Below are 10,304 nucleotides of genomic sequence, written 5' to 3'. Positions count from 1 at the left end.
GCGGGTGTAGTCCTCGAAGCCGTACGCCGAGAGGTCCTTGCCGTAGCCGGATTTCTTGAAGCCGCCGTGTGGCATCTCCGCGACCAGCGGGATGTGTGTGTTGATCCACACGCAGCCGAAGTCCAGGGCCTTGGACATGCGCATGGCGCGGCCGTGGTCCTTGGTCCACACCGAGGAGGCCAGGGCGTAGTCGACACCGTTCGCGTGCTCGACGGCCTCGGACTCGTCCGAGAAGGACTGGACGGTGATGACCGGGCCGAAGACCTCGTTCTGGATGATCTCGTCGTCCTGGCGGAGGCCGGAGACGACGGTCGCCGCGTAGAAGTAGCCCCGGTCGCCGACCCGGTGGCCGCCCGCCTCGACCTTGGCGTGCGCCGGGAGCCGCTCGATGAAGCCGCTGACCTGCTCCAGCTGGTTGGCGTTGTTGAGCGGGCCGAAGAACGGGTCGTCCTCGCCGGGACCGGTCCTGGCGTCGGCGGCGGCCTTGGCCAGGGCGCTCACGAACTCGTCGTGCACGGAGGCGTGGACGAGCACCCGGGTGGCGGCCGTGCAGTCCTGGCCCGCGTTGAAGTAGCCCGCCTCGCAGATGCCTTCGACGGCCTTGGCGATGTCGGCGTCCTCGAACACGACGACCGGCGCCTTGCCGCCCAGCTCCAGGTGCACCCGCTTGAGGTCCTTCGCGGCGCTCTCGGCGACCTGCATGCCGGCGCGGACCGAACCGGTGATGGAGGCCATCGCCGGGGTTCGGTGCTCGACCATGAGCCGCCCGGTGTCGCGGTCGCCGCAGACGACGTTGAAGACGCCCTTCGGCACGATCGAACCGATGATCTCGGCGAGCAGGACGGTGGACGCCGGGGTGGTGTCGGACGGCTTGAGGACGACGGTGTTGCCCGCGGCGAGCGCCGGGGCGAACTTCCACACGGCCATCATCATCGGGTAGTTCCACGGCGCGACCTGCGCGCAGACCCCGACCGGCTCACGGCGGACGATGGAGGTCAGGCCCTCCATGTACTCGCCGGCCGAGCGGCCTTCGAGCATCCGGGCCGCGCCCGCGAAGAAGCGGATCTGGTCGAGCATCATCGGCAGTTCCTCCTGCCGGGTCAGCTCCAGCGGCTTGCCGGTGTTCTCGCACTCGGCGGCCAGCAGTTCGTCGGCGCGCGCCTCGACCGCGTCGGCGATCTTCAGGAGGGCCTTCTGGCGCTCGCCCGGTACGAGGTCGCGCCAGGCCGGGAAGGCCGCGTCGGCCGCGGCCATGGCGGCGTCGACGTCCGCGGCGGCGGAGAGCGGGGCGGTGGCGTAGGCCCGGCCGGTGGCCGGATCGACCACCTCGGTGGTCCGGCCGTCGGCGGCGTCCCGGAACTCCCCGTCGATGTAGTTGCGCAGCCGGCGCGGTCCTTCGGTCACTGCGTCTCTCCTCATTCTCGAATCATGTACGCAGAGTCATCCACATCTGGAATGACGTCTTCGAAAAGCCTTGCGAGGGGCGAGAAGTGGCGAATCACCCCTTGGTCCCCTTGGTGAGTCCCTTGTCAGGTCAGGGTGATCGAGTCACCACTGGTCGAGTCACCGCGCGAAAGAGTCTCGCCGCGGAAGTACTCGGGCCGTCGGAGCCGCTGCACGATCATCACGACGACGCCCAGCAGAAGTACGGAGACGCCGAGGATGAAGACCAGGCCGACTCCGCCGATCTGCGACCCGGAACCGTACGAGGGGTCCATCGAGTCGTAACTGGTCTGGACGAAGAAGACCAGAAGCAGGATGCCGCCGATGCAGGGCAGCACTCCCTTCATGAGGCATGCCCTCGCGCTACGGCTGAGTTCCTTGCGGAAGTACCACACGCAGGCGAGGGCCGTGATGCCGTAGTAGAAGCAGACCATCATGCCGAGTGCTGTGATGGTGTCCCACAGAACGTCCTCGGACAGAACCCGCATGACGGTGTAGAAGGCCGATGCCACCAGTGCGGCCGCAACCGTGGCGTATCCGGGGGACTGGAAGCGCCGTGTGATGCGTGCGTAGGCCGGCGGGAGCGCGCCGTAGTGGCCCATGGCGAGCATGGTGCGTGCCGGGGGCACGAACGTCGACTGCAGCGACGCGGTCGACGAGGAGAGCACGGCCAGGGACATCAGAATCGCGGTCGGGCCCATCACCGGCCCGGCCAGCGCCGCGAAGACGTTTTCCTGGATGTCGGAATTTCCCAGTCCGTGAGCACCGTCGGAGACGCCGGAGTAGCTGAGCACGCCCAGGGCGACTGCCAGGTAGAGGGCGACGATGGCCATGATGGTGGTCAGGGCGGCGCGCCCCGGGGTGGTGGCGGATCCCTTGGTCTCCTCGTTGATGGTGAGGACGACGTCCCAGCCCCAGTAGATGAAGACCGACGGGGAAATGCCGGCGGCGAAGGACGAGAAGGAGTCGACCGCGAACGGGTTGAACCACTCCGCGCTGATCGCGGAGGCGTCGAAGGCCGTCCCGTCGCTCACGTGCCAGAACGCGGCGACGGAGAACCAGGTCAGGACAATGACCTGGAACGAGACCAGGACGTACTGGACGGCCTTGGTGGCCTCGAGCCCGCGGTAGGAGATCCAACCGGCCAGTGCCATGAACACCAGGCAGGTGACGATGTTGACCGGAACGCTGCGAGTGAGGTCGGCCAGTGCGTCGTCGCCCGTGATCTGGGCGAGGAGCAGGTAGAAGAAGTCGACCGCGATGCCCGCCAGATTCGAGAGGACCAGGATGGTCGCTGCCAGCAGACCCCAACTGCCCATCCAGCCCAGCCACGGACCGAAGGCCCGGGAGGCCCAGGTGAAGGTGGTGCCGGCGTCCGGCATCGCCCGGTTCAGTTCGCGGTAGCCGATGGCGACCAGGAGCATCGGTATGAAGCCGACGAGGAAGACCGCCGGGAGCTGCTTGCCCACCACGGCCGCGGACGGGCCGAGCGCGCCCGAGAGCGTGTACGCCGGAGCGATGCACGAGACCCCGATGACGACAGCGCCCAGCAGCCCGACGCGGCCCGTGGCCAAACCTTTGCTGCCGCTGGTGCCGCTGTCACCGGAGGCCGTGGTGCCCGTGACGGAAGTGGTCATCACTGTTCTCCATCCGTGTGAGGCACAACCATCACGGGGATGGGCAGGCGCCGGAAAATTCCGGCTGCTGCGGTGCCGAGGAAAGTGCGCCGACCCGGCGCCGGGCGGGATGAATCGTTCAGCGGCATGCCGCGCGGAGCGCTCATGGAGCATGGCCCCGGGAAGGGGCCGCCGGCTCGCCGAGCAGTTCCTCGGCGGTGGCGCGGCCCATCCGCAGAGCGCCCTCGACGTGCTGGTAGCCCTCGGCGGCCAAGTCGGAGCTGGCCCAGTGGATCGGGCCGACAGGGGTGCGCTGGTCGGCGCCGTACCGGGTGAGGCCGCCGAGGTCGAAGCTCGCGGCGTAGGCGCCCCGGGTCCACTCCTCGCTGCCCCAGTCGGACTCGTGGTAGACCACCGGTTCGAGCGCCCGGTCGCCGAGGTAGGAGGCGAGGGATTCGAGGATGCGGCGGCGGCGTTCCAAGGCCGGCAGCGCGAAGGCGGCGTCGGCCTTCTCGTCGGAGACGAAGGCGACCAGGGTGCCGCGGGTGTCGCCGTGGTTGGTGTTGTCGTAGACCTCCTGTACGAGCTCCCCGGCGCCGAATCCGGTCCCGGAGAGGCCGTCCTCGCGCCAGAACGGCGTCTCGTAGACGGCGTGCACCTTGATCACCAGACCGAGCGAGAAGTGCTGGTGGAGCTGGTGCTGGCGGCGCGGCAGCGGCGGGTCGTAGGAGACCCGGGTGTACAGGTTCGGCGGCACGGCCATGATCACCTTCCTCGCCCGCACGGTGACGCGGTCGGATACGACGGTGACTCCCGCCTCGTCCCAGCGCACGGCCCGGACCGGGGTGGACAAGTGGACGTCGTCCCCCAGTTCGGCGGCCATGGCCTCGCTGACCGACTGCATGCCGCCGACCACTCGCCGGTCGAGGATGAAGTCCTCGTCGACGAGGTGGGAGAAGGAGCCGGCGGACGCAGCCATCAGGACAGCCTGGAGAGCGGAGAAGGCGTGTGCGGGCTTGGTGAGCATCCCGCCCGCGATGAAGAGACCGACGTTCTGGCATGCCTCTTCGTCGTCCGACTGCCGGCGGAGCCAGTGGTGGAAGGAGATCGTGTCCAGCTCGCGGGCCCTGGGATGCGCCCACGGCTCGGTGGCGCCGATCTCGGCACTGAGCGCGTCGAGGAGCTGGATCAGACGTTCCATCTCGTCGGCCGTCTTCCCTCCCACCGGGAAGCGGTCTCCCGCGTAACGGGTGCGGGTTCCGTCCGGGGAGATGTAGACCGAGTCACCGTCCCTGTACCGCTCGTAGGTCTCCATGCCTAGCTCGTCGAGAAGCGCGAGCAGTTCGCTCTGGTCGGGCGAGACCCACTGGCCGCCGATCTCCAGCCAGGCGCCGTCCACGGTGTCGCTCCACGTGCGCCCGCCGACTCGGTCGCGGGCTTCCAGAACGGCAACGCCGACGCCGGCCTTGCTGAGGCGTCGGGCGGCCATCAGGCCCGCCGGTCCGGCACCGACGACGACCACGTCCCGATCGAGGTTGAGAGGGGTGGGCTGGGGGCTGTGCATGGCGCTTCTCCCACGAGGCGATATGAATAACGTTCATTTACCCTGGGCGGTACGCGCCGCGTCAAGGGTCACGGTCAAGAAAGTTCACTCACCGAGCAAGCAGTGGATCAGTCGGGTCAAAACAGATCAATAGGGTCGTTCTCCGATCTGGAGAGATCGCCGGAACGGCCCATGAGAAGATGGTGCCGTGACACCTGCTGACCAGCCCCGGCGTCGCGGGCGCCCTGCGGCGCCACTGCTGTCACAGGAGAAGATCACCCGGGCCGCCGTGGAGTTGATCAAGGTTCGGGGCTACGCCGCGCTCACGATGGCGGCGCTCGCGCGGCAACTCGGAGTGGCACCCTCCGCGCTGTACAACCACGTGAATTCGAAGCGCCAGCTACTGCTGTGGATACAGGACCACGTCAACCGGGAGATCGACTGCTCCGACTTCGGTGCGCGGCCCTGGGACGAAGCGCTGGAGTCCTGGGCACACTCCTATCGCGATGCGTACGCGCGGTACTCGCCGCTGGTCCCCGTCATCGCGGTCACACCGATCGCCGGCTCCCCGCACACCGTCGCCATGTACGAGCAGGTCGCCGCCGGGCTGCGCGCCGGCGGGTGGCCGGACGACCAGATCGTGGACGTCGTCGTGGCGGTCGAGTCCTTCATTCTCGGGTCAGCCATGGACGCGGCCGCGCCGGACGACATCTTCGACGTTCCCAGCGCCCAGGCTCCCGTACTGGCGGAGGTGGTCGGCGCCCGGGTGGGACGGGATGCGGCCAGGGCCGCCTTCGAGCTCGGACTCGCCACGGTGCTGGCCGGCCTGCGGGACCGGTTCAACGCTCTCGGAGGATGAGGACGCCGTACCGATCGCCGTGCGTGCGGACACCACCCCGCAGAAGTCACCCCTGCGCGGGCGGGAGAGTGTCGAGTCGGCCCCGAGGCCGGCTCGCAAGTGTCAGTCGTACGTCCGGATCCCAATCCGGTCGTTCGCGGAAATGGCGATCTCGGATCTCGCGGCCGCCACTTGCCGAACTGTCGCTAGCTCAGCCCGGGGAACGGGGCTGTCCAAGACGGCTCCGACGCGAAAATCACACCAGCCACGGCAAGAATGGTTCCTCGTCAAGTCGCCGGTGGCAGAGGTCAGTCGTTGCGCGGACCCGCCCGTCTCCCTCACCAGGTGAGCCGAAGCGCGCCTCGAGGGCAGCGCGAAGCCGACGCGCCCGACACCGTGCACCCGGACGGCACACTGATCACCCGCGTCGGACGTGACGTGCGGTGGTGGACCCGGGCCGGCCACCGCGCCAACGCCACCCTCGCCGCCACCCTTCAGCCGGTCGCCGACCCCCTGCAGCGCCCCACCGACTGCCGGCTGCGCCTGCGCGAGGACCTCACCCCGGCCGACTGGCGCGCGGCCCGCGAGAGCGTCGGCGAGAACCTGGTCCTGCCCGACGTGGACCCCCGAACCGTACGCGGCCTGAAGTTCTCCGCCGCTCTCCCGGAACGCATCGCCGTCGCCACGGTCGCGGCCCGGCTCGCGGGCTCCGAGAGCGCCCGCGCGGTGCTGTCGGAGCCCGCGCTTCTCTCGACCCGAGCAACTCCGCCTGAACCCGGGGCGCTGCCGCCCTGCCCGGCACGGAGCCGATGCCGGGCGTCTTCGGGCGGATCGGTGCGATCGCCTTCAACGCGATACTCGACGCCGACATCCATCTCGGCGAGTCGGTGGTCGTCTTCGGAGCGGGGTTCCCGGGCAGATCGTCGCCCAGCTGGCCCGCCTCAACGGTGCGCGCGTCACGGTCGTCGACCCCGTTCCGGCACGTCGGACCCTCGCCGAGCGGCTCGGTGCCGACGCGATCATTCGGCCGAGAAGGTGGCGGACGCCTTCGACATGCTGGACAGGACTCCGCAGGACGCCCTGCAGGTCGTCCTCGACTACGCGGGAGAGACGGTATGGCCGACGCATACCCGGCCCCCTTGTCCCGGGGCGAGGTGGGCTGGGGCGTCCTCGCCACCGGGGGGATCGCCCACGCCTTCACCCGCGACCTCATCACCCACGGCCACCGCGTCGCCGCGGTCGGGTCGCGGTCGGCGGACAGCGCTCGCGCCTTCGCCGGCCGGTGGGGCATCGAGCGCGCCCACGGTTCGTACGAGGAACTCGTGGCCGACCCGGACGTCGACATCGTCTACGTGGCGACCCCGCACAACTTCCACGCCGCCAACGCGACGGCCACCCTCGAGAGCGGCAAGCACGTGCTGGTCGAGAAGGCGTTCACGGTGAACGCCGCCGAGGCGCGCGCGGTGTACGAACTCGCGCGCGGCAAGGGTCTCCTCGCCATGGAGGCCATGTGGACGCGATTCCTGCCGCACATGGCCTACGTGAGGTCCGTCATCGAACGAGGCCTGGTCGGCGACATCCGCTCACTGCACGCCGATCACACGCAGCTGCTCCCGGCAGATCCCGCACACCGGCTCAACAACCGCGCCCTCGCCGGAGGCTGTCTGCTGGACCTCGGCGTCTACCCGGTGTCCTTCGCCCACGACATCCTCGGAGACCCCGTCGAGGTGACCGGGCGCGGCACCCTCAGGGACACCGGCACAGACTCCTGCGTCGCGACGGTCCTGCGCCACCGCAACGACGCCCTCTCGACCTCGTACTCCTCGATGGAGACCAAGGGCGTCAACACGGCCGTACTACTGGGAACCGAGGGCCGCATCGACATCAAATCGGTGTGGTACTGCCCCGCTGTGGTCACCGTCAAGGACGCGGCGGGCAAGGAGCTGGAACGGTTCGAGGAGCAGGTGACCGGCAGAGGCATGCAGTACCAGGCGACGGAAGCGGAACGGCTGATCGCCGAGGGCGGGATCGAAAGCCCGCTGGTCGCCCACGAGCAGTCCATCGCGGTGATGGCCACCATGGAGGCGGTCCGCAAGGACATCGGGGTGTCCTACACCGGTGAATAGGGCCGGCGGAAGTCGGCCGGGTGGCGGGGCGGCAGCAGTGGTGCCGTACCCGAGCAGACGCCCTCGTCCTCAGCGGACACGGCCCGCGGCCGTGACGACGTCTGCCCCGGGCTGAACCGCTCCGGGTCTGGTGGAGACCCCACCAGACCCGGGGTGATTCACTGTGTTTCTTTGGGGGGAGGTAATGCGGGTGGTCAACACAAGAAGCTGGAAGGGCGGTTCGCACGCACCCGCAGAGCCCCCAGGGCCGCCCGCGCCCTCCTTCCCGTCGCAAACGCAGCCGCCGTCGGGGCCGGAGGCCGGGCCGGACGGAGCCGAGCGGCCGGATCCGCAGCCCGAGCGGCCCGGGTACGAACGACGACCGCACATGCGCTTCTTCGCCGTATACGGCCTGCTCGTCGGGACCGTGACGACGTGCGTCGCACTGCTGTTCGCGCTGGTGATCGACACCGAACCAGACCTGAACGGCCGGCCCGACACGCCTCTCCCGACGGCCTGGCCCTCAGGGGTTCCGACCGGTTTTCCCACGGACGTGCCGTCGGGCTTCCCGACCGGCTTTCCCACGGAGCTGCCCTCCGGCTTCCCGTCGGACTATCCGACCGGCTTCCCCACGGAGCTGCCGTCGGACTTCCCGTCGGACTGGCTGACCGCCGTGCCGACCTACCCCACGGACTACCCGACCGGCTTCCCCACGGATTACCCGACCGGCTTTCCCACGGATTACCCGACCGGTTTCCCCACGGATTACCCGACCGGCTTTCCCACGGATTACCCGACCGGTTTCCCCACGGACTTCCCGACCCTCTCGGCCTTCTCAACCTCCTCGGCCTTCTCGACGTTCCCGACCACCGGCCCGTCGGTCTCCTCCGACTCCGCGCCGGACGAGTGGACGCCGCCGACCGGTCCCTCCGGTGAGTTCCCGGAGGCGCCGTGACCGTGCCCGCGAGCACACCGCCCCCCTTCCGCCCGCCGCCACTCCCCGCCCACCAGCCACCCTGGCCGCCGCCCGACGCGCACACCACCCCTGCCCCTGCCCCGGCCCCGCCCCGGGACACCCGGGCCCGCGCCGTGCTGCTCATCCTCGTGCTGGTGCATGTGGGGGTGGGGATCGAGATGCTGATCGACCTGAACCGCCCCGACGTGCCGCTGCTGGGTGACGGAACGTTCAGCGTGCTCAACGAGGACCTCATCGCGTGGCCGCTCGGCGAACTGATGGTGTACGGCTTCCCGGCCTGCTGGGCGGCCGCCGCCGTGGCCGGCCTGGCCGCCCTGGCGGGCGCCGGGCGCTCGCGGCGGTTCACCCGGGGCTGCCGGACAGCCGTCGGCGTGCTGCTGGTGCTGCCGTTCGCGGCCGTCTCTGTGGCGATGACCAACATCTTCGTCTCGCCCCGTCTCAGCACCCTGGCCCTCCTGGGGTGCCTGCCCAGCACCGTGTTCGGCGTCCTGGCCATCCACCGGGCGCAGCGCTACCGCAGGATGCCGCTGTGGCTGCCGCTCGCGGCCTTCGGCGGAGGGCTGGTCGTGGGAGGTGGCTTCGGGGCCACGATGGGCACCTGGCTGGGGTCCCATCTCCCCAACTACCTGTGGACTCCGGGGACGGGCGCCCAGCAGCTGGAACACACCGTGAACACCGCGGTCTACACCGGCGCCGGAGTGTTCGAGGAGCTGAGCAAGGGCGCGGTCATCGCGGTGCTGTTCCTGCTGTTCCGCCGCCACTTCGACGGCGTGGTCTCCGGGGTCGTGATCGGGGCCATGGCGGGGCTCGGCTTCAACTATGTCGAGAGCGTCCTGTACATCACCTACGGTGACGGCGTCTACGCCAATCTCCAGTACTGGTTGCGGCAGTCCCTGGGCCTCATGGCCGCGCACACGGCGTTCACCGCGGCCATCGGCGCCGGCTTCGGCATAGCCCGCCAGCTGCGGACACCGGGCGCGCGCCGGGCGGTCATCGCCTGCGGCTTCCTGGCCGCCATCGGCACCCACGCGACCAACAACCTGCTGCTCCGCTACTTCCAGCACGAGGTGGGCGACTGGTTCCCCGGCGCGAGCGACGCGGTCTGGGTGCTGGTGGTGTTCCCCGCCGCGATCCTCCTGCTCCAGGGCCCGTTGCTGGTGCTCTATCTGCTGCTGTTGCGGCGCGGGCTGCGCGATCAGGCCGCCGGGCTCGCGGTCGAGCTGTCCGCTGAGGCAGCTCGTGGCCACGGCGCGGTCACCTGGGGCGAGTTGCCGGCACTGCTCAACCCGGCACGCCGGTTCCGGGTCAAGGTCGACGCGCTGCGGCGCGGCGGCGGGTTACGGGTCCACCGCCGCCTGGGCCGGCTGCACGCCGCCCAGTTCGACCTCGGCATGCACCTGTGGCACGCCTCGCGCGACGAGGTCGACCCCTACGACACGCGCAACGAGGCGCAGCTGCGTGAGCGCGTGCTGCGGCTGAAGGCGGAAGGCGCGGCGCCGTTCCCCGGGCCGGACGCCGGGGTGGCCACGTGAGGCGCCGCGCGGTCGCCGCGCTGGCGAAGCTCACGGCCGTGGCCTGCTGGACCGCGGTGCCGCTGCTGCTGGGCGTCGGCTCCGCCGAGGCGGCCTGCAGCGGGCTCACCTATGCGGAGCGGCAGCAGGACCCGCGCGTCGACGGGAACGACCTCGCAGAGATCATCGAGGACCTTTCCGACCCGGGGTGCCACTCCTCGGCCCCCTGGGTCGGCGCCGCCGGTCTGGGCGGCGCCGCCGGACTGAGCTGG

8 protein-coding genes and 1 pseudogene are annotated in these 10,304 nt (G+C 70.0%); 6 read left to right on the top strand and 3 right to left on the bottom strand.

Going from position 1 to position 10,304, the window contains the following annotated elements; translation table 11 throughout:
- The 3 genes from GCU69_RS16945 to GCU69_RS16935 all read right to left on the bottom strand — a co-directional run.
- Positions 1-1,404, bottom strand: a 1,404-nt coding sequence (locus GCU69_RS16945) for a gamma-aminobutyraldehyde dehydrogenase (protein ID WP_156206536.1), incomplete at its 3' end; no start/stop codon positions are given.
- A 125-nt stretch (positions 1,405-1,529) separates the two neighbouring features.
- Positions 1,530-3,080 (bottom strand): APC family permease, encoded by a 1,551-nt coding sequence (locus tag GCU69_RS16940; RefSeq protein WP_156206535.1) that lies wholly within the window; start codon positions 3,078-3,080, stop codon positions 1,530-1,532.
- A gap of 142 nt (positions 3,081-3,222) precedes the next feature.
- Entirely contained in the window at positions 3,223-4,623 is a 1,401-nt protein-coding gene (locus GCU69_RS16935; protein WP_156206534.1) for a flavin monoamine oxidase family protein, read from the bottom strand.
- A gap of 187 nt (positions 4,624-4,810) precedes the next feature.
- On the opposite strand from GCU69_RS16935, the gene GCU69_RS16930 reads away from it, so the two are divergent.
- The 6 genes and pseudogenes from GCU69_RS16930 to GCU69_RS16905 all read left to right on the top strand — a co-directional run.
- Positions 4,811-5,461, top strand: a complete 651-nt coding sequence (locus GCU69_RS16930; protein WP_098755229.1) for a TetR/AcrR family transcriptional regulator — start codon at positions 4,811-4,813, stop codon at positions 5,459-5,461.
- A 292-nt stretch (positions 5,462-5,753) separates the two neighbouring features.
- A pseudogene (locus GCU69_RS33815) lies at positions 5,754-6,184 on the top strand (DEAD/DEAH box helicase); the annotation flags it as partial.
- Positions 6,185-6,555: 371 nt separating this feature from the next.
- Complete coding sequence (locus GCU69_RS16920; protein WP_156206533.1) at positions 6,556-7,566, top strand: Gfo/Idh/MocA family protein; 1,011 nt, start codon at positions 6,556-6,558, stop codon at positions 7,564-7,566.
- A gap of 367 nt (positions 7,567-7,933) precedes the next feature.
- On the top strand, positions 7,934-8,500 hold the full coding sequence (locus GCU69_RS16915) for a chromosomal replication initiator protein DnaA (RefSeq protein WP_218037941.1): 567 nt from the start codon (positions 7,934-7,936) through the stop codon (positions 8,498-8,500).
- On the top strand, positions 8,497-10,053 hold the full coding sequence (locus GCU69_RS16910; protein ID WP_156206531.1) for a PrsW family intramembrane metalloprotease: 1,557 nt from the start codon (positions 8,497-8,499) through the stop codon (positions 10,051-10,053). Before GCU69_RS16915 ends, GCU69_RS16910 begins: the two co-directional genes overlap by 4 nt.
- A partial coding sequence (locus GCU69_RS16905; RefSeq protein WP_156206530.1) for a hypothetical protein occupies positions 10,050-10,304 on the top strand: 255 nt, incomplete at its 3' end. The genes GCU69_RS16910 and GCU69_RS16905, both read left to right, overlap by 4 nt.

Source organism: Streptomyces lycii, assembly GCF_009735685.1.
GTDB lineage: Bacteria > Actinomycetota > Actinomycetes > Streptomycetales > Streptomycetaceae > Streptomyces > Streptomyces lycii.
Note: the sequence above shows the minus strand (reverse complement) of the source record. Positions and strands in the feature narration are given on the sequence as shown.

Coding starts and splice junctions, on each gene's coding strand:
- GCU69_RS16940 (WP_156206535.1), bottom strand. CDS start 3,080: ATGACCACTTCCGTCACGGGCACCACGGCCTCCGGTGACAGCGGCACC.
- GCU69_RS16935 (WP_156206534.1), bottom strand. CDS start 4,623: ATGCACAGCCCCCAGCCCACCCCTCTCAACCTCGATCGGGACGTGGTC.
- GCU69_RS16920 (WP_156206533.1), top strand. CDS start 6,556: ATGGCCGACGCATACCCGGCCCCCTTGTCCCGGGGCGAGGTGGGCTGG.
- GCU69_RS16915 (WP_218037941.1), top strand. CDS start 7,934: ATGCGCTTCTTCGCCGTATACGGCCTGCTCGTCGGGACCGTGACGACG.